This is a genomic window from Aureivirga marina, from assembly GCF_015767265.1.
GTDB lineage: Bacteria > Bacteroidota > Bacteroidia > Flavobacteriales > Flavobacteriaceae > Aureivirga > Aureivirga marina.
This window is the reverse complement of sequence record NZ_JADPIB010000002.1, coordinates 482,816-506,563: the sequence shown is the minus strand read 5'-3', so window position 1 is coordinate 506,563 and position 23,748 is coordinate 482,816. Positions and strand designations below refer to the sequence as shown.

24 protein-coding genes and 3 tRNA genes are annotated in these 23,748 nt (G+C 27.5%); 19 read left to right on the top strand and 8 right to left on the bottom strand.

The window, feature by feature from the left end; genetic code table 11:
- Positions 1-121 precede the first annotated feature (121 nt).
- The 7 genes from I1A51_RS06515 to I1A51_RS06485 all read left to right on the top strand — a co-directional run bounded on the left by I1A51_RS06515 (position 122) and on the right by I1A51_RS06485 (position 3,442).
- On the top strand, positions 122-895 hold the full coding sequence (locus I1A51_RS06515; protein ID WP_196892247.1) for a hypothetical protein: 774 nt from the start codon (positions 122-124) through the stop codon (positions 893-895).
- 324 nt (positions 896-1,219) lie between these two features.
- Positions 1,220-1,555, top strand: a complete 336-nt coding sequence (locus I1A51_RS06510; protein ID WP_196892245.1) for a hypothetical protein — start codon at positions 1,220-1,222, stop codon at positions 1,553-1,555.
- Complete coding sequence (locus tag I1A51_RS06505) at positions 1,504-2,259, top strand: sensor histidine kinase (RefSeq protein WP_196892237.1); 756 nt, start codon at positions 1,504-1,506, stop codon at positions 2,257-2,259. Before I1A51_RS06510 ends, I1A51_RS06505 begins: the two co-directional genes overlap by 52 nt.
- A gap of 6 nt (positions 2,260-2,265) precedes the next feature.
- Positions 2,266-2,958 carry a response regulator transcription factor gene (locus tag I1A51_RS06500; RefSeq protein WP_196892233.1) on the top strand — a complete coding sequence of 231 codons (693 nt, stop codon included), beginning with the start codon at positions 2,266-2,268 and terminating at the stop codon, positions 2,956-2,958.
- Between the two features lie 175 nt (positions 2,959-3,133).
- Positions 3,134-3,207: transfer RNA gene (locus I1A51_RS06495), tRNA-Thr, on the top strand.
- 43 nt (positions 3,208-3,250) lie between these two features.
- A tRNA-Thr gene (locus I1A51_RS06490) sits at positions 3,251-3,324 on the top strand.
- Positions 3,325-3,368: 44 nt separating this feature from the next.
- Positions 3,369-3,442, top strand: a tRNA-Thr gene (locus tag I1A51_RS06485).
- A gap of 46 nt (positions 3,443-3,488) precedes the next feature.
- Here I1A51_RS06485 and I1A51_RS06480 read toward each other — a convergent pair.
- Complete coding sequence (locus tag I1A51_RS06480) at positions 3,489-3,905, bottom strand: hypothetical protein (RefSeq protein WP_196892231.1); 417 nt, start codon at positions 3,903-3,905, stop codon at positions 3,489-3,491.
- An 87-nt stretch (positions 3,906-3,992) separates the two neighbouring features.
- On the opposite strand from I1A51_RS06480, the gene I1A51_RS06475 reads away from it, so the two are divergent.
- The gene (locus tag I1A51_RS06475) at positions 3,993-4,595 is read left to right on the top strand and encodes an alpha-ketoglutarate-dependent dioxygenase AlkB family protein (protein WP_196892229.1); all 603 of its coding nucleotides are present in this window, start codon (positions 3,993-3,995) and stop codon (positions 4,593-4,595) included.
- Between the two features lie 66 nt (positions 4,596-4,661).
- Here the strand turns inward: I1A51_RS06475 and I1A51_RS06470 are convergent, their stop codons facing one another.
- Positions 4,662-7,127, bottom strand: a complete 2,466-nt coding sequence (locus I1A51_RS06470) for a DUF5686 and carboxypeptidase regulatory-like domain-containing protein (RefSeq protein ID WP_196892227.1) — start codon at positions 7,125-7,127, stop codon at positions 4,662-4,664.
- A 190-nt stretch (positions 7,128-7,317) separates the two neighbouring features.
- Between I1A51_RS06470 and I1A51_RS06465 the strand changes: the two genes are divergently transcribed.
- The 6 genes from I1A51_RS06465 to I1A51_RS06440 all read left to right on the top strand — a co-directional run bounded on the left by I1A51_RS06465 (position 7,318) and on the right by I1A51_RS06440 (position 13,844).
- Positions 7,318-7,935, top strand: a complete 618-nt coding sequence (locus I1A51_RS06465; protein WP_196892226.1) for a MarC family protein — start codon at positions 7,318-7,320, stop codon at positions 7,933-7,935.
- A 74-nt stretch (positions 7,936-8,009) separates the two neighbouring features.
- Positions 8,010-8,936 carry a ketopantoate reductase family protein gene (locus I1A51_RS06460; protein WP_196892224.1) on the top strand — a complete coding sequence of 309 codons (927 nt, stop codon included), beginning with the start codon at positions 8,010-8,012 and terminating at the stop codon, positions 8,934-8,936.
- Between the two features lie 129 nt (positions 8,937-9,065).
- Positions 9,066-10,133 (top strand): class II fructose-bisphosphate aldolase, encoded by a 1,068-nt coding sequence (gene fbaA, locus I1A51_RS06455; protein ID WP_196892222.1) that lies wholly within the window; start codon positions 9,066-9,068, stop codon positions 10,131-10,133.
- Positions 10,134-10,244: 111 nt separating this feature from the next.
- Positions 10,245-11,105 (top strand): acetyl-CoA carboxylase, carboxyltransferase subunit beta, encoded by an 861-nt coding sequence (gene accD, locus I1A51_RS06450; RefSeq protein ID WP_196892220.1) that lies wholly within the window; start codon positions 10,245-10,247, stop codon positions 11,103-11,105.
- Between the two features lie 160 nt (positions 11,106-11,265).
- Positions 11,266-11,535 carry a 30S ribosomal protein S15 gene (rpsO, locus tag I1A51_RS06445; protein WP_196892218.1) on the top strand — a complete coding sequence of 90 codons (270 nt, stop codon included), beginning with the start codon at positions 11,266-11,268 and terminating at the stop codon, positions 11,533-11,535.
- 143 nt (positions 11,536-11,678) lie between these two features.
- Positions 11,679-13,844, top strand: coding sequence for a polyribonucleotide nucleotidyltransferase (locus I1A51_RS06440; RefSeq protein ID WP_196892211.1), 2,166 nt, complete (start codon positions 11,679-11,681; stop codon positions 13,842-13,844).
- Between the two features lie 145 nt (positions 13,845-13,989).
- On the opposite strand, the gene I1A51_RS06435 is transcribed toward I1A51_RS06440, so the two are convergent.
- Together I1A51_RS06435 and I1A51_RS06430 are read right to left on the bottom strand one after the other, a co-directional pair.
- Positions 13,990-15,105, bottom strand: a complete 1,116-nt coding sequence (locus I1A51_RS06435) for a nuclear transport factor 2 family protein (RefSeq protein ID WP_196892210.1) — start codon at positions 15,103-15,105, stop codon at positions 13,990-13,992.
- Between the two features lie 106 nt (positions 15,106-15,211).
- Positions 15,212-16,246, bottom strand: coding sequence for a helix-turn-helix domain-containing protein (locus I1A51_RS06430; protein WP_196892208.1), 1,035 nt, complete (start codon positions 16,244-16,246; stop codon positions 15,212-15,214).
- A gap of 130 nt (positions 16,247-16,376) precedes the next feature.
- Here I1A51_RS06430 and egtB point away from each other — a divergent pair, with 130 nt between their 5' ends.
- Both egtB and I1A51_RS06420 read left to right on the top strand, forming a co-directional pair.
- On the top strand, positions 16,377-17,531 hold the full coding sequence (egtB, locus tag I1A51_RS06425; protein ID WP_196892207.1) for an ergothioneine biosynthesis protein EgtB: 1,155 nt from the start codon (positions 16,377-16,379) through the stop codon (positions 17,529-17,531).
- A 5-nt stretch (positions 17,532-17,536) separates the two neighbouring features.
- Entirely contained in the window at positions 17,537-18,481 is a 945-nt protein-coding gene (locus tag I1A51_RS06420; protein ID WP_196892205.1) for an L-histidine N(alpha)-methyltransferase, read from the top strand.
- Between the two features lie 4 nt (positions 18,482-18,485).
- On the opposite strand, the gene I1A51_RS06415 is transcribed toward I1A51_RS06420, so the two are convergent.
- Positions 18,486-19,016, bottom strand: coding sequence for a GNAT family N-acetyltransferase (locus I1A51_RS06415; RefSeq protein ID WP_196892203.1), 531 nt, complete (start codon positions 19,014-19,016; stop codon positions 18,486-18,488).
- A 67-nt stretch (positions 19,017-19,083) separates the two neighbouring features.
- Between I1A51_RS06415 and I1A51_RS06410 the strand changes: the two genes are divergently transcribed.
- The 3 genes from I1A51_RS06410 (at position 19,084) to I1A51_RS06400 (ending at position 20,632) form a co-directional block, all read left to right on the top strand.
- Positions 19,084-19,488 (top strand): hypothetical protein, encoded by a 405-nt coding sequence (locus I1A51_RS06410; RefSeq protein ID WP_196892201.1) that lies wholly within the window; start codon positions 19,084-19,086, stop codon positions 19,486-19,488.
- A 15-nt stretch (positions 19,489-19,503) separates the two neighbouring features.
- The gene (locus I1A51_RS06405; RefSeq protein WP_196892199.1) at positions 19,504-19,998 is read left to right on the top strand and encodes a hypothetical protein; all 495 of its coding nucleotides are present in this window, start codon (positions 19,504-19,506) and stop codon (positions 19,996-19,998) included.
- 157 nt (positions 19,999-20,155) lie between these two features.
- Positions 20,156-20,632, top strand: a complete 477-nt coding sequence (locus I1A51_RS06400; RefSeq protein WP_196892197.1) for a DUF6314 family protein — start codon at positions 20,156-20,158, stop codon at positions 20,630-20,632.
- A gap of 55 nt (positions 20,633-20,687) precedes the next feature.
- Here I1A51_RS06400 and I1A51_RS06395 read toward each other — a convergent pair whose 3' ends face one another.
- The 3 genes from I1A51_RS06395 to I1A51_RS06385 are packed head-to-tail and all read right to left on the bottom strand — an operon-like array spanning position 20,688 to position 23,740.
- A complete protein-coding gene (locus tag I1A51_RS06395) occupies positions 20,688-21,527 on the bottom strand; it encodes an HNH endonuclease signature motif containing protein (protein WP_196892195.1) in 840 nt (279 codons plus the stop codon).
- On the bottom strand, positions 21,517-22,242 hold the full coding sequence (locus tag I1A51_RS06390; RefSeq protein WP_196892193.1) for an OmpA/MotB family protein: 726 nt from the start codon (positions 22,240-22,242) through the stop codon (positions 21,517-21,519). Before I1A51_RS06390 ends, I1A51_RS06395 begins: the two co-directional genes overlap by 11 nt.
- Positions 22,243-22,246: 4 nt before the next feature.
- Positions 22,247-23,740: a MotA/TolQ/ExbB proton channel family protein gene (locus tag I1A51_RS06385; RefSeq protein ID WP_196892191.1), complete on the bottom strand. Its 1,494-nt coding sequence runs from the start codon at positions 23,738-23,740 to the stop codon at positions 22,247-22,249.
- Positions 23,741-23,748 lie beyond the last annotated feature (8 nt).

Below are 23,748 nucleotides of genomic sequence, written 5' to 3'. Positions count from 1 at the left end.
AAAAATCCTTCAAGATTGGATTGTTAATTAATTGATATGGATTAAAAAAAATATAAAAAAATACACTTTAATACATTAGTAATGTTAAATTTGTGAGATAACGAAAAAATATATTAGAGAAATGGAGACATTTGAATCAAATTTAACAAAAACTACAACTAGAACATTAACTTTAAATCAAGCTAGAGAAAACACAAGCAAGTGGAAAGAAATTGCGGAGAAACCTTCCATTGCAATAAATGTGATGAATCTTGGATTTTGTTTTGAAATAACTAGAGAACAATATAATACTTATTTAAAGGATAATTCTGAAAATTACGTACATATTTATTTTGTTACGAATGAAGAACATAATCAATTTTATGTTTATATGATTGGTGATAAGGCAGATAAAAATTTGAAAGGAGCTGATCCAGAAGCGGAGATTTCGAATTTAGTTTTAAAAGCAAATTTTACAAGAGAAATTGAAAATTCTGAGAAATTATCTATTTTCAATCCTTTCGCAGAATTTGATAATGGAACAGAAGTTTCTCGAGAGGAAGCACTAAATAGAAACTTTTTATGGAATGTTTATGGGTATCAATGGATGACAAATACACAGTATAAACCACAAGTTATTTGTATGCCAAGAGAAAATTTTGAAAAATTATTTCAATTAGGTTCAGGAATTAATAAAGCGATAGCTTTTTATGGTTTAAAAAAGAAGGAAGTAGAAAATCCGTTACCTATTGGAGAACAAACTCCTCTAGCCAATAAATATGAAGTAGAATTTATAATTTCAAATTATATTAATACTACAGAAGAAAAACCGCAATCATTTTTAATGTATAATACAAGTAGACCAGTTCCTCCTTTCTCTGGTGATATAGGAAAAGACGACTTTAATTTGATATAAATGGATTATGATTTAGTTGAAGAATTATTGGTTTTCGTACCAATTACAATTTCAATTATAACAAGCTTATTTTTAATTTTCTTTGTGAAAAGAATTAGAAAATATTTTTTACTGTTTACGATCTCAAATTTATTTTTTGAGATTGTAAACAGTATTATACTTTATAAATATGATATAAATATTTATATCATTCCTTTGGCGAGCTTTGTAAATCTTATTTTACTTTACTTGATTTATAAGAAGTTTTTTACCGTTTGGATAAAGAAATTCAAATATTATATATTTGGGATAAGTAGTATTACTTTATTTCTTCAAATTTATGATATGAAAGAAGTAGAAGATTACCATTCTTTCAGTGTCATTCTTTTTAATTTAATGATTATAGGAATGAGTTTCTTGTTTTTCAATGATGTAATTCAAGGAAAAATAAAATTAAAAAAAGGCGCCACTTTTTTCAATATTACAATATTAAGTTTTTATACAACAGATACGATTATTTCTTTAGCATCCAACTATTTAATCAATGAACATATCGATTTAGTAGCTCCTTTTTGGATGTTTAGAGCATTTTTATTTCAACTAATTTATATCTCAATAATTTACTTCGCATGGCAGAATGGCAAAAACCAGAAATCATTGCAATTTGGATCTGGGTTGTAATTTTTTTCTTTCTAATTTTAGTAATGGTTAATGTAATTTTAGTTCGAAATTATGTAAAACAAATTCAAAAACAAGAACGAAAAAATGCAGATTTGAAATTGGAAGCTCAAAAACAATTATTGCAAAGAAGTATTGATATTCAAGAAGAGGAAAGAAATCGAATTGCAGGAGATTTGCATGATAATCTTGTTAGTCAATTAAATATTCTTCGTTTGCTTTATATTAATGGTCAACACGATTCGATTAAAGAAAAAATTGTTTCTGCAATGCAAACAGCAAGAAGAATTTCACACGATTTAACACCTCCTTTTTTTGAAATGATGGAATTACAAGATTTGTTAGAAGAGCAAATTGCAGATTTGAAATCAGAATTTGAAATCAATTATTACACACAAATATTTTACGATTTAAAACTCGAAAAAACACATAAACTACAACTTTTTAGAGTTTTTCAAGAAGTGATAAATAATATTATAAAACATGCAAAGGCAACGCATTTAGAAATTTATTTAAGAATCACAGAAACAAATTTACAATTAAAAATAGAAGATAATGGTGTTGGTTTTCAACAAGAAAGTACTGGTGGAATTGGATTGAAAAATATCAATTCTAGAGTAGAACTATTAAACGGAAAATCAAAAATGAAGTCAGAATTAAATAAAGGAACTATCTTTATTTTAAACATCAATCACGAAACATTTTAAAAAATAATGGAACAAAACAACATAGTAAAAACGAAACTTGGAATTGTTGATGACGATAAATTAATTGTACAACTTTTAAGCGGATATTTTAAAAATACAGAACGAATTGAAACTATCTTAGTTGCAAATGGCGGAAATGAATTTTTAGAAAAAATTAAATCTGATATAGAATTACCAGAAGTTATTCTTTTAGATTTAAGAATGAAAGATGGCGATGGTTTGATGGTTTTGGAAGAGCTAAAAAAAATGAATAGTACAATCAAAATCATCGTGTTAACAACGTTTTATAAAGCTTCTTTTTTCGGACAAATGTTGAAATTAGGTGTCCACGCTTTTCTTCCTAAAGAAATTGATCAAGAAGAATTAGTAGAGATTATCGAAACAGTTAAAAATCAAGGATTCTATTTTACACCAGAACAAGTTACTGTAATGAGAAGACAAGTTTCTGGGAAAATTCCTAAACTTCAAATTGATGAAAAGCAAAAGCTAACTAATAGAGAAATAGAAGTTTTAGAACTTCTTTGTCAGCAATTAAGTACAAAAGAAATTGCGGATAAATTATTTTTATCTGTAAAAACTATTGAATCGCATAAGACCAATTTATATGTAAAAACAGGAGCAAAAAATACAGCTGGATTAATTATTTATGCAGTACAAAATAAAATCATCAATCCTGACGAATTGGTTTTATTATCATAATGATTCTTTTTTGTAAAAAATGTAGTTTTTAATTGTTTGAAAAATAAATAATTAAAAAAAACTATTAAAAAAAAGCAGAAAAATGTAATTCAAAAAGTTGCATACTTAAGAAAAGTATGTATATTTGCATCGCAAAAATAATAAAGGATAACTCTTTTATTATCGATGTGAAAAAGCCGATATAGCTCAGCTGGCTAGAGCAGCTGATTTGTAATCAGCAGGTCGTGGGTTCGAGTCCCTCTATCGGCTCTTTTTAGAATATATTTTACAATTTATATTACACATTTTTTTTGCCGATATAGCTCAGCTGGCTAGAGCAGCTGATTTGTAATCAGCAGGTCGTGGGTTCGAGTCCCTCTATCGGCTCTTTTAAAATATATTCTAAAATATTTATATTACACATTTTTTTTGCCGATATAGCTCAGCTGGCTAGAGCAGCTGATTTGTAATCAGCAGGTCGTGGGTTCGAGTCCCTCTATCGGCTCAAAATTAAAAACACCTTAATTTCTTAAGGTGTTTTTTTATGCATATTATTCTTCTACTTTTTTTAAAATAAATGAATTATCATCTGTAAAATCTGTTGGTTTTTCTTCTGAAAAATTAGAAGCGACTTTTATTTCATTTTTATTTAAAAAACGCAATAAAAAAGAGATAATATAACTTTCTTCAGTTTCTGTATCCGTGAAAATTAGTTGAAGTTCTCCAGATTTTTTTTTGAGATTTACTTTATAGGTTAAACTTTCTGTAGTTTCTCCATTTTGATAAGAAGGACCGCCTTTTTCTTGTCCATTCATGAGCATGTAAGCAAAACCATCTTTTGTAAATTTAAAATACCCAATTCCCTCTTTTTCGTCTTTTCCTTTCCATTTTCCATAGAAATCTGATTTTTTTTGCGCATAAGTTGTGGTGAAAAGAAAAGCCATAAACAATAGCAATAGTTTCTTCATAGAATTCATTTTATAGTTAATAGTAATATAAAAATATCTATTTCTTATTTAATTTAGAGTACTTTAGCTCATTAAAATTTTTAATAAATGCGTTTATTCGAAGAAGATTCAACTAAAAATTGGTTGCCAAAAGATGGAGAAATTCACTTATTTGGTGAGATTTTTAATACCGTAGAAGCAGATGCTTATTTTAAAAGATTATTTCAAGAAGTAGCTTGGAAAAATGATGAAGCGATTATTTTTGGAAAACATATTATCACTAAAAGAAAAGTTGCTTGGTATGCCGATATTCCTTTGGATTATACATATTCTAATCTGAAAAGAGAAGCGCTGCAATGGAATTCTCTTCTTTTAGAATTGAAAAAGAAAGTAGAAAATTATACAAACGAAAGCTATAATTCTTGTTTGATGAATTTATATCACGACGGAAATGAAGGTGTTTCTTGGCATAGTGATGATGAAAAAGAATTGAAGAAAAATGGTTCGATTGCTTCTTTGTCTTTTGGCGCAACTCGAAAATTTGCTTTTAAACATAATGAAACAAAAGAAAAAATAGTTTTTGAACTGAAAAATGGTGAATTATTAGAAATGAAAGGAGAAACGCAAAATTTTTGGAAACACAGTATTTTAACTTCTAAAAAAATTACAAAACCAAGAATAAGTTTAACGTTTAGGCAGATGAACATATAAAAAATGTAGAGAAGTACAAACTTCTCTACATTACCAAAGAAAAACTGTAAGAAATTAAGTATGTATTTAAAATCCTAATTTGGCTCCAATCACAAATCCATCATTCTCTTCATTTCCAAAATAAGATTTTAAATAATCGATTCTAAAAATTCGAAATTTTCCAAAACCGACATTGTCTAAACCGACAGAAAATTCTGTATAAGGTTTATTTTCTTTTGTAAAAAGTGCATGTCCACCGATTACTAAATTGTAATTTAATTTGTTGATTAAAGGAATTTTTCCAAGAATAAACGAATTAAAATTATGTTCTGCATGAGCAGTAGCATATTCAGATTTTGAATAAATTTTATAATAAGGAAGTAAATTAAATACGTTTATATAATGAGATTGTGTAGAGAAATTAAGTTCATTTCCATTAAAAAATTGATAATCTACTGCTGAAATATTGTCTGCATTAAAGAATTTTCCTGCTTCAATATTATATCTGAAATTTCCTTTATTCCCAATGTCGAAACTTTGCTGAATTTTCCCAATAACCTTATCATAATTATAATCAGAATTACTCGCTCCAAAAGCTTTTCCATATGCAAAAGTCAATGTTGGATATTTAGAAGAAGGAATTGTAATTCTGAAATTCGGATAACTCATATATTTTTCTCCAAAACGAATTTGTAACGCAACAGAAGCTTTATAAATTGAATTTGATTCAAAGCTAGCTTGTGTACTATTTGGATTAAAAGGATTATTCGAAGTATAAGCTCTATATTTTTTTGGGAAAAATGTTTGATCTGTAGTGTTGAAAAGTGGATTTCTATCATAATATCCAACATTTCCTGTCAAACGAATTCCATTTGCGATTCTTTGAGAATATTGAATTGAGGTAAAATTTTCCTCATAAATTTTCATATAATTATCTTGATAAAAAAGAGAGGTAAACGTATTAATCAATGGAGAAATTGGTTCATCTTTATTAAATTGTCGAACTCTATTTCCTCCTGCAATACTTAAATAAGGATATGTTTTTTGATTAAATTGATATCCGATAAAACCAGAAGGACGAACTCTTTCATCCGAAAAACCATAAGCAATTTTTGTAGAAGCATAAAGTCGAGAACCTTTTTTTTCATTATATCTTCTAAAATTGACATCTATATTTGAATTCCAACCTTGAACTGTATTAAATCGAAATTTATCCAATGGCATTTCAAGAGAAATTCTCCAATTTTTCTTCGAATTTTGATAACTATAACCAGAAATCAGATTTCCCCAACGCCATTTATTATTTTTTCGGTCAATAGAATCTAAATATTCTGGTGTTTTTTCTCTTGCAACAATACTATCACGAACTTTATAATCTTTAATTTCTTCCTCTGTTAAAGGAACTTTTCTTTCATTTTTCCAAAATGTACTATCTTTTTCTGTTGCATCTTCTGTGAAAGATAAAATCTCTTTTCCGAATGTCTTTTTAGTAAAATCTGGCGAAAAATTATAATTACTATAAGCAGCAGAAAAACGACCATCAAAATTAAAACCAAAAATTCCAGCTTTAAAATCAATTGTTTGTGAAATTACAACCCAAATTTTATCTTGATTCTGATAATTAAAAGTTTGCTTGATTTGTAAATCTTGAATCACAGGTTGTTGCATTTGCTTTCCTGTAATCGTTAAATCAGCTCCATATAAAGACCATTGTTCATCTACGATATAAATAAATCCGCTAAAAACTGGATTATTTTCTCTTCGTGGAATTACTTTAATTTTATAAATCATAAAACCATGCTCATCATAAAAAGTTCCTTCTAATTTGTAACGATAATTTGCAAAAGCATTTCCAGCAATTGGAGAAATAATTGGTTTTCCCATATCAATTGTATTTTCATACAAATTGAAATTTACTTCGGAAGCTTGGTTAAAACTGATTCCATTGTCTTCTCCACTTGTTTTAGAAGCTATAATTTTTTCTTTAAAATTATTTGGTCTTTGATAGCTAATTTTTGAAATAGTTTCAGAAAGATAGATAATTCCTGATCTTGTAGAATCTAAAACAGTATTTCCCATTTCGACTTCTTGACCTAAAAATTTCTTTGGAGCATCTTTAATTTTAAATAATCCTCTTGAATAAAAATCCGCAGAATATTCCCCGATTTTTTCTAAGTTTTTTCTTCTGTTTTCAATAGTTTTTCGAATAATTGGAATTGCAGGATTTTCATTAGAATTAATTGTTACTTCACTTAAAGAAACACTTTCTTCCTTTAAAATAACATTAAGTTCAAAAGGAAATTTATCTACAGTAATTGTCTTTTTTTGTGTCTGAAATCCTAAATATTGGAAAACGATAGTGTAAGTTCCTTTTTTATGAATATCAAGAACAAATATTCCGTCATCATTTGTAGTTGTACCAGTAAGTTCATTGTCCGTATAAACATTTACAACTGGAAGACCTTCTTTTTTTGAATCTGTTACTTTTCCCTGTATTTGCGCTGAAATTTGTATAGAAATTAGTAGGAATAATAGAGTAAAAGTTTGTTTCATGTTCAATTTTTATAGTTTAAGATTTCGTAAAAAAATGATAAATTTTCGAATAACTAGCAAATCATATGCCGATTTAGGAATTTATTAACATAAAAATCTAAAAATCTGCGATTTAATTTTGGGAAACTCTTTTGATTTTAGCTCAATAAAATCAATTAATTTTGATTATTAGCATAATTTTTTTCTGAAAATGAGTGAGTTATTTACATTTGGATTAAGTATTATAACTAGTTTTTTTGCAGTGATGAACCCCATTGCAAATACTTCTATTTTTGCTGGATTAGTTGAAAATGAAACAGAAGAAAATAAGCGAAAAATTGCTAGAAAATCCTGTTTAATTGCTTTCGGAATTGTGGTTTGTTTTATTGTTTTAGGAAAATATATTTTTCAACTTTTTGGAATTACAATTCCAGCATTTAAAATCACAGGAGGAATTTTACTTTTTTATGTAGGATTTGAAATGTTACAATCAAAACCAGTAAAAACAGAACATCAATCGAATTTTAAATTGGATGAAGCGATTGCGGTTTCACCTTTGGCAATTCCGATTTTAGCAGGACCAGGAACTATTGTTACAGCGATGAATTTCGTTGCAAATGTAAGTTATACAAAGATTTTAGTTTTGATTTTAATTTTCGGATTTATGATTTTGTTGACTTATATTTCTTTTCTTTTAAGTGGAAAAATTCTTCGCTTTTTTGGAAATAATTTGATTTTAGTAATTGGAAAAATCATGGGATTAATTCTTTCAATTATTGGAACAGATATGTTTATTCAAGGAGTGAAAATTGCATTTTCTTTAAAATAATTTTAGCAAAAAACTCTTTTCATATGCGTTGATTTATTAACTATCTTTAATATTATTTCAAAAAACGATCAAAAATGAAAATAGTAATTATTGGAGCTGGTTCCATTGGAGGATATTTTGGAGCGCTTTTAGCAAAAGCAGGAAATAATGTTGTTTTTGTAGCAAGAGGAAATCATTTACGAGCAATGCAAAATAATGGATTAACAGTAAAAAGTGCACTTGGAAATTTTCATCTGGATAAAGTAGAAGCGACAGATGATATTTATTCGATTCAAAATCCAGATGTGATTATTCATACGACAAAAACTTGGCAAGTAAAAGATACACTTCCAGCGATTTCTGCAATAATGAAAGAAGATACGATTGTAATTCCACTTCAAAATGGAATTTCAATTGCAGAAGAAATGCAATCACGAATTCCAAAGGAAAATATTATTCAAGGTTCTTGTAAAATTTTAAGTAAAATTGAAGAGCCAGGAATGATAAATCATTTTGGAGATACGCCGATGATAACGATTGGAGAATATAATCAAGAATTTACACCAAGATTAAAAAGATTAGAAAATACTTTTACAAATGCCGGAATTCCTACTATAATGACTGATGATATTGAAAAGAAATTATGGGAGAAATTTGTGTTGATTTGTACTGGAGGATTAATTAGCATCACAGGAACAAGTTTTGGAAGAGTTCGAGAAATTCCAGAAACAAGAGAGAAATTAAGAGATTCATTGATAGAAATTTGTGCTGTAAGTCAAAAAGTCAATGGAAAATTAGAATTAGAATTTGCAGATAAAATAATGGATGTAATTGATAATTTTCCATATGAAGGAGCAACTTCTACATGTAGAGATTTATGGAATGGAAAGCATTCAGAAATTGATTATTTAAATGGAATGGTGGTAAAATTAGGAAAAGAAAACGATGTTCCTACACCTATTAATGATATGATTTATTATTGTAATTTACCTAGAGAATATAAGGCGAGAAAAGGAGAGTAAATTTTTGTTTTATTAAAAAATCAAAGGTTTTTTTGAGAAAAAAAGAAGCAAATTGACATTCCGAAAATTTTCGGAGTATCGGAATACTTTTTTTTTACCTTTGTACAACTATAAAACAACATCAACAAAATGAGTAATCAAATTAAACCAGGCGTTGCTACAGGTGATGCAGTTCAAGAAATTTTCAAATTAGCAAAAGCCAAAAATTTTGCACTTCCTGCAGTAAACGTTACAAGTTCAAGTACAATTAATTCAGTTTTAGAAACAGCAAAAGAATTAAATGCACCTGTAATTATTCAATTTTCAAACGGTGGAGCACATTTTAATGCAGGTAAAGGATTGTCTAATGAAAATCAAAAAGCTGCGATTGCTGGAGCTGTTGCTGGAGCAAAACACATTCATTTATTAGCAGACGCTTATGAAGTTCCTGTGATTTTACACACAGATCATTGTGCAAAAAAATTACTTCCTTGGATTGATGGTTTATTAGATGCAGGAGAACAATTTTATAAAGAAACAGGAAAACCTTTATATAGTTCTCATATGATTGATTTATCAGAAGAACCTTTGGAAGAGAATATCGAAATCTGTAAACAATACTTAGAAAGAATGTCGAAAATGGGGATGACATTAGAAATCGAGTTAGGAATTACAGGTGGAGAAGAAGACGGAGTTGATAATACAGATGTTGATTCATCAAAATTATATACACAGCCAGAAGAAGTTGCTTATGCTTATGAAGAATTAAAGAAAGTAAGTGATAAGTTTACAATTGCGGCGTCATTTGGAAATGTTCATGGAGTTTACAAACCTGGAAATGTAAAGCTTACACCAAAAATCTTAGATAATTCACAAAAACATATTGAAGAGAAATTTAATACAGAGAAAAACCCTGTAGATTTTGTATTCCATGGAGGTTCAGGTTCTTCTTTAGAAGAAATTAGAGAAGCGATTTCTTATGGAACTATCAAAATGAATATTGATACAGATCTTCAATTTGCTTATATGGAAGGAATTAGAGATTATATGGAGGGAAAGAAAGAGTATTTAAAAACTCAGATTGGAAATCCAGAAGGAGATGACGTTCCAAATAAGAAATATTACGATCCAAGAAAATGGATTAGAGAAGGAGAATTAACTTTTAAAGCTCGTTTAAAGCAAGCTTTTGAAGATTTAAATAATGTAGATACATTATAATACTATAATTTAATAAAAATGAAGAGTATTTGAACTTAATTTAAATACTCTTTATTTTTTTATTAAATTGCTCCCCATTTTAAATACGAAATCATAAAACCCATATACACTATGTCATCTTGGTTTAAAAGAAAAGATAAAGGGATACAAACGCCAACAGAAGCTAAGAAAGATGTCCCAAAAGGATTATGGTATAAAACACCTAGTGGTAAGATAGTTGATTCAGACGAGTTAAAGAGAAATCTATATGTAAGCCCTGAAGATGGATATCACGTGAGGGTTGGTAGTGCTGAATACTTTGAAATTTTATTTGACAATAATGAATTTGAGGAATTGGATGCAGATATGGTATCGAAAGATCCATTACAATTCGAGGACACAAAAAAATATACAGACCGTTTAAAAGCTGCGCAAAGCAAAACTAATTTAAAAGATGCTGTTCGTACAGCCGTTGGAAAATCTTTTGGAAGAAATTTAGTTGTTGCTGCAATGGACTTTAGTTTTATTGGAGGTTCCATGGGAAGTGTAGTAGGAGAAAAGATTGCAAGAGCAATTGATTATGCTATTAAAAATAAACTTCCATTCTTGATGATTTCTAAATCAGGAGGAGCAAGAATGATGGAAGCTTCACTTTCATTAATGCAGTTAGTAAAAACATCTTCAAAGTTGGCACAATTAGCAGAAGCTAAATTACCATACATCTCATTATGTACAGATCCAACAACAGGAGGAACTACAGCATCTTACGCAATGTTAGGAGATATCAACATCGCAGAGCCTAATGCTTTAATTGGTTTCGCAGGACCTCGCGTAGTAAAAGATACTACAGGTAAAGACTTACCAGAAGGATTCCAAAGAGCTGAATTTGTATTAGAACACGGATTCTTAGATAAGATTGTAGAAAGAAAGAATTTAAAGAAGCAAATTAATTTATATATTGATTTAGTGCAAAATAATCCTATTCGTTCCTAAGAACTTAAGGATTCACTATTATTTGTTAGAATTTTCCAAAGGATTTGTAATATTTTAATTTTACGACTTGTATTCAAAAAAATAATAGTAAATTTGCAGCTTTGAATAACTATTGAAGTTATCAATACATAAAAATTATTAATTAAAATTTAATGTTAGCATGTATTTAACAGCAGAGAAAAAACAAGAAATTTTTGCAAAGCACGGTAAGTCAGCAACTGATACTGGAACTTCAGAAGGACAAATTGCTTTATTTACTTACAGAATTAACCATTTAACTGAGCACTTAAAGAAAAATCGTAAAGATTATAACACAGAGCGTTCATTAGTAAAGTTAGTAGGTAAAAGAAGAAGCTTATTAGACTACCTAAAGAAAAAAGATATCAACAGATATCGTGCAATCATAAAAGAATTAGGAATTAGAAAATAATTCCAAGAAAAGAGAGGCTTTTTGCCTCTTTTTTTATTTATATTAAGAAAGCTTAAATATAACTTTTCATTGGTTTACACACAAAAACAACACAACAACACAACACACAAACCAATTGTTTAATTAAGAACTAAAAATTTTTTATGATTCCTAAAGTTCATACAGAAATTATTGATTTAGGGGATGGTAGAACCATTTCCATCGAAACAGGAAAACTAGCAAAGCAGGCAGACGCGTCTGTAGTAGTAAGAATGGGAAATTCTATGTTGCTAGCAACTCTTGTTTCAGCCAGAGAAGCCAATGAAGGTGTAGATTTCCTACCATTAACTGTAGATTATAGAGAAAAATTTGCAGCTGCAGGTAGATTCCCAGGAGGATTTTTCAAGCGTGAAGCGAGACCAAGTACAGAAGAAATTCTTACAATGCGTCTAGTAGATCGTGTATTACGTCCTCTTTTCCCAAAAGATTACCACAATGAAACACAAATCATGATTCAATTAATGTCTCATGACGAAAATGTTATGCCAGATGCTTTAGCAGGTCTTGCTGCTTCTGCATGTTTAGCGATTTCTGATGTTCCATTTGAAGCTCCAATTTCAGAAGTACGTGTCGTACGTTTAGATGGAGAATATATCATTAACCCAACTCGTGAGCAGTTAGAGCAAGCAGATATCGACTTAATGGTTGGTGCTTCTGCAGATTCTGTAACGATGGTAGAAGGGGAAATGAAAGAAGTTTCTGAAGCTGAAATGGTAGAAGCAATTAAAGTTGCACATGATGCTATCAAAATTCAGTGTGAAGCGCAGTTAAAATTAGCTGAAAAGTTAAATGTAACTGAAACAAGAGAATATGCTGAAGCAGCAGAAGATGAAGCTTTAGCAGAAAAAATTAAAGATTTTGTATACGATAGAGTATATGCAATCGCAAAAGAAGGAAGTTCTAAAAAAGAAAGAGGTGAAAAATTCTCTATCATCAAAGATGAATTAAAAGAAACTTTCTCAGAAGAAGAATTAGAAGAAGTAGGAGAATTAGTTGGAAAATATTTCAATAAATACCATAAAAAAGCAATTCGTGATTTGGTTTTAAATGAAGGATTACGTTTAGATGGTAGAAAAACAACAGATATTCGTCCTATTTGGAGTGAAATTGACTATTTACCATCTACACATGGTTCAGCAGTTTTCACAAGAGGAGAAACGCAAGCATTAGCAACTGTAACTTTAGGAACTTCAAGAGAAGCTAATGTAATTGATTTACCTACTTTCCAATCAGAAGAAAATTTCTATTTACATTATAATTTCCCTCCATTCTCAACTGGTGAAGCTAGACCTTTAAGAGGAACTTCAAGAAGAGAGATTGGACACGGAAACTTAGCACAAAGAGCATTAAAAATTGTAATGCCAGATGAATCTCCATACACAGTTCGTGTAGTTTCTGAAGTTTTAGAATCAAATGGTTCTTCTTCAATGGCAACTGTTTGTGCTGGTACATTAGCATTAATGGATGCAGGAGTTCAAATTAAAAAGCCTGTTACTGGAATCGCAATGGGATTAATCTCAGATGAAGAAACAGGAAATTTTGCAGTTTTATCTGATATCTTAGGAGATGAAGATCACTTAGGAGATATGGATTTCAAAGTTACTGGAACAAGAGATGGAATTACTGCTTGTCAAATGGATATCAAAATCAAAGGATTATCTTATGATATTTTAGAGCAAGCTTTAAATCAAGCTCGTGATGGTAGACTTCATATTATGGATAGAATTACAGAAACAATCGCAGAACCTAAAACAGCTGTGAAAGAACATGCTCCTAAAATGGTTAAAATCGCAATTCCTGAAGAATATATTGGAGCTGTTATTGGACCTGGAGGAAAAGTAATTCAAGAAATGCAAAAAGAAACAGATACAGTTATCGTTATTGAGGAACAAGACGGTAAAGGTATCGTAGAGATTTTAGGAACTGATCAAGCTAAAATTGATTCTGTAATCCAACAAATTGATAATATTACTTTCAAGCCTGAAGTTGGTTCAGCTTATGAAGTAAAAGTTGTAAAAGTGTTAGATTTCGGAGCTGTAATTGAATTTGTAAAAGGAAAAGAATCTTTATTACATATTTCTGAATTAGCTTGGGAAAGAACACAAAATGTTACTGATGTTGTAAATGTTGGTGATGTTATTGATGTAAAATATTTAGGAATTGATCCTAAAACTAAGAAACCTAAAGTTTCTAGAAAAGCTCTTTTACCAAGGCCTCCAAGAAAAGAGAAGCCTGTAAAAAAGGAAAATAATAACAATAATAAACAATAGTTTTATTACATAATATTAAAAATCCATATCAAATTGATATGGATTTTTTTTGTAGCAATATTTCCCAAAAATACTTTGTTTTCATTGCTACAAAAATGAATTAATTTTAGGAAGAGTTTTTACGGGTTCCCGTAAAAGACTTCAATTATTTTTGTTTATTTAATTCTTCAATAATTTTTAATGCAACATATTTTGAAGAGAGATAATTTTGTCCTGTTATAACATTTTGATCACTTTCAACATGTGCTGTGTTTCTTGGTGAATATTGGAATTTTCCTCCTCTTTTTTCGATAGTTTGTTGAATTTTAAATGGAAATTGTTGGTAATATTCTGCATCATATTTTTCATAAGAATCTGGATAACCAGAAATATTTTTTCCATCAACAAGAAATTTTCCATCTGAAGTTTTTAAATGAACAATTCCAGCAGTTCCATGACAAACAGAAGAAATTATTCCTCCATATTTTTCGTAAATTTCCATTGCAATTTTTTGAATTTCTTTATTTTCAGGAACACCATACATAGCTGATCCACCTCCAATATAATGAACAGCTTTATACTCTTTAGGAGTAATTTCTTTCGGCGATTTAGTGTTTTTTAAAGCATACATAAAATCAAAATTATACAAATATTTTTTATGATTTAAATTTGATGTATTGATATATGCTATTGGAATTGCTTTACCATTTGGACTTACAAAATCAACTGTAAATCCTGCATTTTTAAATGTTTCAAAAGCACTGATTAACTCATAAAAACTATTTCCTGTAGGAAGATCAGATTTTCCATGAAAATGCGCATTGGAAACGATAAAAAGAATTTTATTTCCTGAGTTTTTACTTTTTTCTTTAGAAGCAGTTTTACTTATAATTTTCCAATGATTATTTATTTTCTTTAATAGAAATAAATCAATAAATCTGGTTTCTTTTTCTGGAATTAAAATTTCTGCTTTTGCTGTAGCAATATCTTGGAAAAAATCAATTGAAATAATATTTCCAATTCGTCCATTAAATTTCCCTTTATTTTTGTTGTCAAACCAATTTTGATATTCTGAAATTGGAACAATCCAAATATCTTTTTTAGGATGACTTAAATACAAATTTGCATCTTTATAAAATGCTTTTTGAATAGTTTTTGTTTGATTAAAAGAAGTTCCTTCAATGTAGTTTTTTAAGGTATTAATTATTTGTTCTTCTTCTGTTTGTGAAAAAGAATTAATTCCAAAAATGATGGAAAATGCAATTGCTAAAAATCGTTTCATTTACTTTAATTTTAGTTAAACTTAATTTTTAGCAATAGTAGAAATACTAGCTTTTTTTGGTTTAAAATCCTATAATTTCAAATTCCGAATGTATACATTTGAAGAATTAAGAAACAGGAATTTTAGCGTATTTTGCTGGAGTTGTACCAGTTACTTTTTTAAATGCAGAATAGAAAGTACTATTTGAATTAAATCCACAATTTTCTGCAATGATTTCCATTTTTAAGTGATTTTCAGTTTTTAAAAGTTTAATGGCTTCTTGAATTCGAAATTCATTGATAAATTGTGGAAAATTTTTTTGTAAATTTTCATTTAAAACTTGTGAAATTAAATGCGGTCGTATTTTTAATTCTTTTGCTAAAATTGTCAAAGTTAAATTTGAATTTTTATACAATTCTTTTTCTTTTAAATGTAAATTAATTTGTGAAAGAATTTGAATTGCTTCCTCTTTTGTAATTTTAGAATTTACATATTTTTCCTTGGCTTGAATTGATTGTTTCTCCTTGTTTTTATTGATGAAAAATAAAAGAATTGTAATGTAAAAGGCAAAAGAAAAAGACAAAGCTCCTGATATATATGAAGTATAAGACGAAGTGAAATAAGCAGCCCAAATCAAGAAAATTCCGAAATAAATACTCAACATCCAGATTTCATTTTTGGTGCATTTTTCCGATTTTTTAGTCAATTTTTTTAAGGAGTTTTTTAATAGAAATGTTGAAATTATCATATAAATTAACCATTGGTAATTGATGATTTTATATAAATATTTACTCCAAAATTCTACATGTAATTTATAAGGAAAAAGAAAACCAATTATAGAAATAATTCCAAATAGAATTCCTAAATGAGCTTTCCAATGAATTTCTTTTTTTTGTTTTGATTTAATAAAAAAATATAAGAAAGGACCTATAAAAAAGCAAGCTGTAAGTCCAATTTGTAAATAGTTTTTTGATAAATTATGATTAAAATAGAAAAACAAAGATTTCCAAATTCGAATACTTAAAACAGTTAATAATCCGCCTAAAAAATAGTTGGAAATATTTTTTGACTTTGTGAAAAATAAAAAATAAACACTAAGAATCGAGCTATTAAAAGCTCCTAAAGCACTAAAGAAAAATAGAAATTGATTTTCCAGATTCATTTCAAGATTTTTTGTTTTGAGAAGTTAAATCTACTAAATAATTTCTTTTAAAATGAAAATTGTAAATCCTTGATATTAAGATTCTTAAATTGTATATTTAAAATATAAGTAACTGAAAGTGTGTTTGTTTATGAATGATTTATTAGAAAAATATAAAGAAACAAGAAAAGAAACAGAACGAATTTGTAAAACACTTTTGGTTGAAGATTATAATTTACAAGCAGCTTTTTTTGTAAGTCCAGCAAAATGGCATTTAGGACATACTTCTTGGTTTTTTGAGCAATTTGTTTTGAAAGAGGCATCTTCGAATTATGAAGAATTTTGCCCAAAATATTCATTTATTTTTAATAGTTATTATCAAACTTTTGGCGAGAAAATTGTAAGAAATAAACGAGGATTATTAAGTCGACCAATTGTTGAAAAAGTGTTTGAATATCGAAAATATATTGACCAACAAATACAAGAATTATTAGAAAAATCAATTTCAGAAGAATTCCAGAAAACTATTTATTTAGGTATTCAACACGAACAACAACACCAAGAATTACTTTTAACAGATATTAAATTTAATTTTTATCAAAACCCTTTAAAACCAGCTTTTGATTCGACTTTTCAACGAATATTTGCAAAGAATAAAACAAAACAAAAATGGGTGAAAATTCCAGAAGGTCTTTATACTATTGGACATCAAAAAGATTCTTTTTGTTATGATAATGAATTAGGAGTTCATCAAGTTTTTTTACAAGAATTTGAAATCTCAAATCAATACGTTACAAATCGAGAATATTTAGAATTTATGGAAGATGGTGGATATGAAGATTTTCGATTATGGTTAGATGAAGGTTGGAATTGGGTAACTAAAAATCAGTTAGAATCACCTTTGTATTGGGAAAAAACGAAAGGAAATTGGAAACAATTTACACTTTCAGGAGAGAAAAATTTAGATTTGGATTCTATTCTTTGTCATGTTTCTTTTTATGAAGCAAATGCTTTTGCAAATTGGAAAAAGATGCGACTTCCAACGGAATTTGAATGGGAAATTGCTTCCGATACTTTTGAATGGGGAGAACGATGGGAATGGACGAATTCGGCTTATTTACCTTATCCAAATTTTAAAGTTTCTGCGGATGCAAAAGGAGAATATAATGGGAAATTTATGAGTAATCAAATGGTTTTACGTGGAAGTTCTTGTGTAACATCGAAAGGACATAGTCGAAAAACCTATCGAAATTTTTTTCATCCAGAAGAGAGTTGGCAGTTTTCAGGAATTCGATTAGTAAAATAAAAAATATGGAAAATCAATTTGCAAAAGATATAATTAAAGGATTGAAGAGTAGACCTAAATTTTTGCCTTCAAAATACTTTTATGATAAAAAAGGTTCGGAGATTTTTATAGAAATTATGAAAATGCCAGAATATTATTTGACAGCTTGTGAAATGGAAATATTTCAGAAACAATCTTCTAAAATTATTGATGCTTTTAAAATTGAAAAAGGAGAAAAAATAGAAGTAATTGAATTGGGAGCAGGAGATGGTTATAAAACAATTGAATTGTTGAAAGAATTAGATAAAAAACATTCATTTGTTTATAAACCAATTGACATTTCGATTGGTGCTTTGGAACAATTGGAGATAAATGTTCGAGAGAAATTACCAGATTTATCAATTGAATTAATTAGAGGAGATTTTTTTCAAAAATTACATGAATTACAACAAGATAATACAAAAAAAATTGTGCTTTTTCTAGGTTCAACTTTAGGAAACATGGAAGATGAAATTGCGACTAATTTTTTGGTTGAAATTCAGAAAAATTTGAATAAAAAAGATTTATTATTAATTGGTTTGGATTTAATCAAAGAAGAAAGAATTGTTTTACCTGCTTATCATGATTCACAAGGAATTACGAGTTCATTTAATTTGAATTTGTTACAAAGAATTAATCGAGAATTACATGCTGATTTTAATTTAGCTAAATTTCAACATGAACCAGAATATTCAGAAAAAACAGGAAAAGCAAAAAGTTTTTTAAAAAGTTTAGAAAAGCAAAAAATTCATTTTAAAGATTTAGATATTTCCATTGATTTTGAGAAAAATGAACGAATATTTATGGAGATTTCTAGAAAATATAATGATGAAATTCTAAAAAACTTACTGCAAAAAACAACCTTTCAAATCAAACAAAAATTTTTAGATTCAAAGCAATATTTTGCAGATTATTTATTAGAAGTTGAGTGAAATTTTATTCAAAAAAAACATTTGGATAAACTACTGTTCCATGGATTTTTTCCAAACTATTTTCAAAAAGTTCTATTGCCATACAATTCTCTTTTGGTACTTCAAAAGGAAGAAAAATTTCAAAAGTATGCGCTTGCTTATAACCAAATTTTGGATAATATTTTTCATGACCTAAAAGAATAATCGAAGAAAAATTTAGATTTTTTGCAATTTCATGAGCTTTTTTAATAAGTTTTCCACCAATTCCTTTATTTTGATATTTAGGTAAAACAGAAACAGGAGCTAAAGCTAAAGATTCAAAGCTATTTTTGGAGTTTTGAACTTGGATTTTCGTTAAAATAATATGACCAACAATTTTTTCTTCAAAAATTGCAACAAGTGAAAGTTCAGGAATAAAAGCTGTAGAACTTTTTAATCTTTTTACTAAGAAATGTTCTTTTTTATCACTGAATTCTTCAGATTCAAATGCTTCTTTAATTAAATTAAAAACAAAAGGATAATCCTCTTTAATTTCTTGTCTAATAATTATTTCCATTGGAAAAATTTACTTTTTGAGCAAAATTATTATTTTTAGAAACAGAAAAAGAAAAAATTATATTAAAATGAAAAGAAAAAGTTCATTACCTCCTGTAAATAAGGAGAATTATATGCAAGACGTCCAAACATATTTGCTGAAAAATTTTGGAAAAAAACAACATTATTTGGCTACTGAAGTTTTAGAAGCTTCCCAGAAATCAAAGTTTTATTTTGTAGATGCAGAAGAATGGCACAGTTGGATTATGAGTGTTTTTGCGTCCAAAAATGAATTTGATACCTATCATTTAAAAATTGGAGAAAATTTAGATTATGATGAAATGAAAGAAAAAATGGTTGGAAAATCTGTAATTCTTCCTCCAGATTCCTATTATGGAAATGTTAAAAGAGAAGAAAAAAAGCTAAAATCTGTTTCTAAATTTTTAGCAAAATTTTTATTTGGAGATGATTGTTTTTTTGAAGATGAAGATTAAAATAAGCATTAGAAAATGAAAGAAATAAGAGTAAGTGATTTGATTAAATTTAAAGCTAAAATTATTTATAAAACTATTTTTAGGTTAAAAGCTCTAAAAATCGAATTTTATGATGAGAATAAAGAATTGAAATATTTTGTGAATTTATCTGAGAAGAATATTGAAGAAAGAGAGTTTATTCTTTATGGGGAAGAGTGTCAGATGGTTTTAGAAGGCAGTTTTGGAAAAAGAGTTCGTTTTTTGATTTCAGATTTGGCGAAAAAAGAAAGGTGGAGAATGATTGATAAAAATTCAAGTATTTATACTTACGAAAATTCTAATAGAAAAGATTTAATCGTTTGGAATGATAATTATTATGATGTAAGAATTAAATTAAACAAACAGTTAATTGCTAGGATTGAAAAAAATAAAATTGATGTTGTGAATTTAGAACATATTGGAATAATATTGAGTCTATATTGTGCATTTAAATTACCAAATTTGTTTTATGGGAAAAGAGCTCAATTATAGATGAATCTAAAAAAGTTGATTATAGAAAGCGTTATAATTGTTTGAATATTTATTGCTAAAAAGTTGTTTAAGCAATTTATATGTGATTTAATTTCATACATTCGATTAAATTGTGAAAAGAATTTAATGGAATAATTATTTAAATACGCTTTTATTGATGAATAGAGATAGCAAAGAGATTTTTGAAAGCTTAAAAGGAGAATGGGCTTTTGAAAGAAAAATTTATAATGTTACAACCAAAACAACTGTTTTAGCAAGTGGAAATGCTTCTTTTACTTTGATTTCTGAAGCTCCAAATTGTTTGGATTATGTAGAAATTGGACTAATTACTTTACAAGAAAATTTACGAAATATTAATTTTAGCAAAAAATATATTTATAAATTATTTGAGGATCAGATAGAAATTGTGTTGAATGATGGTGTGACAAAAGGAGAACTTTTTCAAGTTTTACTTCCATCTGAAGAAGAAAATTTATTTCATGGAACGGAACATATTTGTCGTTTAGATACACATAATGGAAGATATTATTTTAAAGATAATTCTTCTTTTAAAACAGAATTTTCAGTAATTGGACCAAATACAAATATGAAAATAACTTCTGTTTATACAAGACATAAAATGAATTTGAATTAAAATTAAAAAGAAAATATAGCTAGCTTAAAAGATTTGAAAAGCTAGCTATATTGTTTTAAAAAAATACTTGATATTTCTTTAAATATGGATTGTTTTGTTTTTCAAGTTCATTTGAATAAGAAGAAATAAAACTTTCAATTTGTAGTTTTTCAGATTTGTTTTGATGATGTTCATCTTGTTCGCTATGACATAAAATACAAAGACATTTTAAATTATTTGTGTGTGTATTTGTTAATTCATACGGATTAATATGATGTACATGAATATATCTTTTATCGAAATTATTTTTTAATTGTTCTCCACCAAATCCACATTCTTCACAAGTGAAGTTTCTTGTTGCTCTATATGCATTTGAAATTTTTCGCCAATTTAAAGGTCTTCCTTTTATATCTGTTTTAATTTCATCTTGATGATGAATGATATTTTCATTATTGATATCTAATAATTCATAAAAATCTTCTGTTGTTTCAATTCCTTCTCCAGTATTTTCTAATAATTCTCGCTGACAATATTTACATAAATCTAATAATGTGTTTTTATGTTCTTTTCCAGTATTATAATCTATAAGATCAACGGAAGCAGTATTAGCCCAATAATAACGATTATCAAAGTTATTTCTATTTTTTTGGTCAATAATTGCTTTACATTCTAAAATATGAAACTTAGGAAATCCATATTTTCCAAGAAAAGGTTTTTTAATATACATATATCCTCTTTGCCAATTTCCAAGATGTTCAAGATACACTCCATCATCTTCAAATTTGATTTTTCCAGAAACTTCTTGCTTTGTTAAATCAATTTTTTGCAATTCTACATTATTATCATAATCAGAAAGTCGAGGAATATTTAATTTATCTAAAAAACGATGTGCTTTATCAAATTTCTTAAGATTCATTTTTCATGTTTTTTAAGATTTCATCAATAAGTTTTTCACTTTTAGTTACAATTCTAAATTCAACACGTCTGGATTTCTTTTTATCAATTTCTTGATTGCTATTAATTGTAAAATTCCCATCTCTATCAACAGTATGACCAAATGAAAGTCCATTGGCAGTCATTAAAAATTCTACTGTTTTTAAATCTTTATTATTTAAATTTTGGAAATAAAGAGTATTTCTAAAATATTTGATTACTTCTAAAGCTCTTTTTTGAGATAAAATTAAATTAGCAATGTAAGGGTCATTGTTAAATTTTGGAGCTGGAACATTATCAGTGTGACCTTCAATTCTAATTTCAGATATTTTATTTTTATATTTTTCTTTCAATAAAATCTCAAAATATCTTGGTAGAAAACTTTCTAGAATAGACTCAAAATAAGGTCTAATATTAGATTCTCCTGAAGCAAACAAAACATCTGGGTTTTTAAATTTTATGGATAAATCTTTATCTAAAATAACTTCCCAATTTTTAAAATCATTTTCAAATTCTTTTTTTATTTCATGATATAATTCTGTTTTTACGGAATTAAAATCTTTTACGATAGTATCTCTTTCTTCTTTCTTTTTCTGAACTTCCAACATATACGAAATAGAAATAAAAAGAAAAATAATCATTAAACCTGTCATAATATCTGAAAAAGATATCCAATTGTTATCTGTATTTTCACTCATGATTTTATACGTAATGTCTTACTAAACGTTGGATTAATTCATCAAGACTTGTTAAGGTTTCATTTAATTGCAAAACAAATTCTCCTGCGATATTGTCTAAATTATTTCTCAATTCAATAGATGCATTTGAAATAATAGAAACTCCTTGTTCCATCTGATTTTTTGTGTTTTTCCAAAATTCTCCATTGATATCTTTTATTTTTTCAACCTCATGTAATCTTGAAATTAAAATATCTACAGACTGTTTAAATTCATGTTCTTTTAAAATCCAATCATTTAATTTATTAGTTGTTTTATCAAATGACTTCGTGTTTTTTTCAACCAATTCTGCTGCATTTACAAGTTTTTTCGACACTTCCTGGAATTTTGTGTCTTCAATCATTACACTTTGTAATTCTTTAATAAGATTTGTTAAATGACTATTTTTATTTGTAAGTTTTGAAGTATTTTCTGTAATGTCTTTGATAGAAGTAGAAGTGATTTCAAAGTCGTTTGTTACTTGCTTAAATTGATTTGTTAAGCTTGAAATCATTTCTTTATTTTCTTTTTGCCAAACATTTAATTGATTTACACTGTTATTTAATTCTTTGAAATTTTCTTGTACTAATTTTTCAATTAATTTGCTCATTTGTGCATTAAATGTTTCTGTAACTTTTTTCATTACTTCTACCAATGCTTCTGTATTATTTTTCTTTAATAATTCTCCGAATTCATCAAATTTTTGGAATAACATTTTTCGATTAGAAACAAGTTCAGATTGTATATTTTTAAATTGAAATAACAAGCTGTTTTCTGAATCAGAAGTTAAAGAGATATTTAAATTTTGTAATTCTTCTTTATGTTCTATTAATTCTAAATATGAATCATTAGTTACACTTCTAAGTTTTTCAAATTGTGTTAATAAACTTGTTTCTTCGTTTCCAACTAATGCATTTTGAATTTTATCAAGTGTTTGATTTTGCTTTTCTTCTAATTTAGAATTGTCTGAAAGTTGATTTTTTAATTTATGAAATTGTGTAGAAATACTTTTATCTGAATCACCGATTAAAGCTTCATTGATTAATTGAAAATTAGCTTTAGATTCTTTTTTCAATTCTGTCAAAACGTTTACAATTTCAGATAAAGCCACTAATTCATTTGACTGTTTTTTAGGAACATTTTTCTCTGCTTTTTTTAAGATAAGTTGTGTAATTGGTTTGAAAATAATCGAAAGAATAATTCCAATAATTGAAGTGATAAAAGCAGTTTTCATTCCTTCTAATAATTTAGGAATACTTTCTGTAACTTGATTTACGTCGAAATTATTTAAACCTTTAAAAATTCCTAAAAAAGTTCCTAAAACACCTAAAGTTGTGAAAATTGAAGGAATAGAATTGTAAATATGAATATTTATTTTATCTAAATTTTGAAATTTGTTTAGTCGAAATACATAATAGTATGAAAATAAAAGCCAAATTCCAAAAGAAAATAAGCTGTAAATAATAGAAAATGAATCCATAATTAGAG

Excerpts from the sequence above, each read along its gene's own strand:
- I1A51_RS06385 (WP_196892191.1), bottom strand. The coding sequence starts at position 23,740 with ATGGATTCATTTTCTATTATTTACAGCTTATTTTCTTTTGGAATTTGG.
- I1A51_RS06460 (WP_196892224.1), top strand. The coding sequence starts at position 8,010 with ATGAAAATAGTAATTATTGGAGCTGGTTCCATTGGAGGATATTTTGGA.
- I1A51_RS06395 (WP_196892195.1), bottom strand. The coding sequence starts at position 21,527 with ATGAATCTTAAGAAATTTGATAAAGCACATCGTTTTTTAGATAAATTA.
- I1A51_RS06515 (WP_196892247.1), top strand. The coding sequence starts at position 122 with ATGGAGACATTTGAATCAAATTTAACAAAAACTACAACTAGAACATTA.
- I1A51_RS06405 (WP_196892199.1), top strand. The coding sequence starts at position 19,504 with ATGAAAGAAATAAGAGTAAGTGATTTGATTAAATTTAAAGCTAAAATT.
- egtB (WP_196892207.1), top strand. The coding sequence starts at position 16,377 with ATGAATGATTTATTAGAAAAATATAAAGAAACAAGAAAAGAAACAGAA.
- accD (WP_196892220.1), top strand. The coding sequence starts at position 10,245 with ATGTCATCTTGGTTTAAAAGAAAAGATAAAGGGATACAAACGCCAACA.
- I1A51_RS06440 (WP_196892211.1), top strand. The coding sequence starts at position 11,679 with ATGATTCCTAAAGTTCATACAGAAATTATTGATTTAGGGGATGGTAGA.
- I1A51_RS06480 (WP_196892231.1), bottom strand. The coding sequence starts at position 3,905 with ATGAAGAAACTATTGCTATTGTTTATGGCTTTTCTTTTCACCACAACT.
- I1A51_RS06410 (WP_196892201.1), top strand. The coding sequence starts at position 19,084 with ATGAAAAGAAAAAGTTCATTACCTCCTGTAAATAAGGAGAATTATATG.
- I1A51_RS06390 (WP_196892193.1), bottom strand. The coding sequence starts at position 22,242 with ATGAGTGAAAATACAGATAACAATTGGATATCTTTTTCAGATATTATG.
- I1A51_RS06500 (WP_196892233.1), top strand. The coding sequence starts at position 2,266 with ATGGAACAAAACAACATAGTAAAAACGAAACTTGGAATTGTTGATGAC.
- fbaA (WP_196892222.1), top strand. The coding sequence starts at position 9,066 with ATGAGTAATCAAATTAAACCAGGCGTTGCTACAGGTGATGCAGTTCAA.
- I1A51_RS06475 (WP_196892229.1), top strand. The coding sequence starts at position 3,993 with ATGCGTTTATTCGAAGAAGATTCAACTAAAAATTGGTTGCCAAAAGAT.
- I1A51_RS06510 (WP_196892245.1), top strand. The coding sequence starts at position 1,220 with ATGAAAGAAGTAGAAGATTACCATTCTTTCAGTGTCATTCTTTTTAAT.
- I1A51_RS06400 (WP_196892197.1), top strand. The coding sequence starts at position 20,156 with ATGAATAGAGATAGCAAAGAGATTTTTGAAAGCTTAAAAGGAGAATGG.
- I1A51_RS06415 (WP_196892203.1), bottom strand. The coding sequence starts at position 19,016 with ATGGAAATAATTATTAGACAAGAAATTAAAGAGGATTATCCTTTTGTT.
- I1A51_RS06465 (WP_196892226.1), top strand. The coding sequence starts at position 7,318 with ATGAGTGAGTTATTTACATTTGGATTAAGTATTATAACTAGTTTTTTT.
- I1A51_RS06435 (WP_196892210.1), bottom strand. The coding sequence starts at position 15,105 with ATGAAACGATTTTTAGCAATTGCATTTTCCATCATTTTTGGAATTAAT.
- I1A51_RS06420 (WP_196892205.1), top strand. The coding sequence starts at position 17,537 with ATGGAAAATCAATTTGCAAAAGATATAATTAAAGGATTGAAGAGTAGA.
- I1A51_RS06430 (WP_196892208.1), bottom strand. The coding sequence starts at position 16,246 with ATGAATCTGGAAAATCAATTTCTATTTTTCTTTAGTGCTTTAGGAGCT.
- I1A51_RS06470 (WP_196892227.1), bottom strand. The coding sequence starts at position 7,127 with ATGAAACAAACTTTTACTCTATTATTCCTACTAATTTCTATACAAATT.
- I1A51_RS06505 (WP_196892237.1), top strand. The coding sequence starts at position 1,504 with ATGGCAGAATGGCAAAAACCAGAAATCATTGCAATTTGGATCTGGGTT.
- rpsO (WP_196892218.1), top strand. The coding sequence starts at position 11,266 with ATGTATTTAACAGCAGAGAAAAAACAAGAAATTTTTGCAAAGCACGGT.